Genomic DNA, 1,300 nt, shown 5'->3' on the forward strand with positions numbered 1-1,300 from the left:
CCACGGGGGTCGTGCCCGCCCTCCGATCGCCGGGAGGAGAACGGTGCGGGCGGGCCGACGGCCCGCCCGCACCGGCCGTTCGGTCAGCACCCGCCGATCGTGTGCCGCCAGTACCCGGGTGCGGTCTCGGTGAGCGACGTCGTGACGGCCGTGTTCCACAGTCCGAGCGCGTCGCCGGAGCCGACCGCGTAGGTCAGTCCGAGGCGAGGCACCGCGCGCCCCTGCGCGACGTGGCCGGCGTTGTGGGCCGTCACGCAGGTGGCCGCAGGTGGGTCGGTGGGTTCGTCCGAGGGCGGCTCGCTCGGCTCGCCGGTGGGCGGGTCGGTCGGATCCACCCCGTCGGCGATCCCCCAGAACCACGCCGTGTACGCGGTGGAGCAGATCGACGCGAGGAAGTGGGCGCCGGCGGTGCCGCAGTCGGTGGTCGGATCGACCGGGGTGCCGTGCCCCAGACCCGCCACGGAGAAGTGTGCGACGGCGGCGTCGGTGGCCCCGCCCCCGTAGTAGGAGGCGGTGGTGGAGCCGGGCAGCGACTCCGTGGCGTCCGGGTCCGCGGGAAGGCCGTGCGCGTCACCCCACTGGGCCACCGAGGCGTCGCCGTTGGCGGGGGCCACCGTGGTGTCGGCGGTGCCGTGCCAGACCGCGATCCGGGGTAGGTCGGCCCCGTCGGGCCGTTTGGCGCGGACCTCGTCGCCCCACTGTTCGGGGGTGCGGTTCTTCCCCGGGTTCATACAGGTGAAGGCGTCGATCATGCCGGTGGCGCAGCCCACCGGGACACCCGCGACGATGCTTCCACCGGCGAAGAGGTCGGGGTAGGCCGCGAGCAGTTCGGCGGTCATGGCCCCGCCGGCGGACAGCCCGGAGACGTGGACACGGTCCGCGTCCAGTGCGTGCGCGTCGAGGGCGTACTCCACCATCGAACGCACGGAGCGTGCCTCGCCGGAGTCGCGGGCCACGTCGGTGGGCTCGAACCAGTTGAAGCAGCGGGAGGCGTTGTTGACGGTGTTCTGTTCGGCGTAGACGAGGGCGATCCCGGAGGCCTCGGCCTGGGCGGCCCAGCCGGAGTGCCGGTGGTAGGCGGCGGCGTCCTGGGTGCATCCGTGCAGGAGCACGACCAGGGGTGCGTTCGGGGGAAGGTCGTCGGGCACGTACTCGTACATGGCGAGGCCGCCGGGGTTGGAGCCGAAGGAGGACACCGGGTCCAGTGTGGCGGCGGAGGCACGCGGGGCCAGGGTGATGACCAGGGTCGCGGCCAGCAGGAGTACCGCGGTCAGGGCGGCGAGCGGGGGGAGGGCCGGTC

General features: G+C 74.0%; 1 protein-coding gene. It reads right to left on the bottom strand.

Features of this window, described 5'->3' with window-relative positions:
• Positions 1-83: 83 nt before the first annotated feature.
• Positions 84-1,274 (bottom strand): PHB depolymerase family esterase, encoded by a 1,191-nt coding sequence (locus tag DSY14_RS27790; RefSeq protein WP_211719563.1) that lies wholly within the window; start codon positions 1,272-1,274, stop codon positions 84-86.
• Between the last annotated feature and the right edge of the window lie 26 nt (positions 1,275-1,300).

This window comes from Nocardiopsis sp. MG754419 (assembly GCF_018207095.1).
In the GTDB taxonomy this organism is placed as follows: domain Bacteria; phylum Actinomycetota; class Actinomycetes; order Streptosporangiales; family Streptosporangiaceae; genus Nocardiopsis.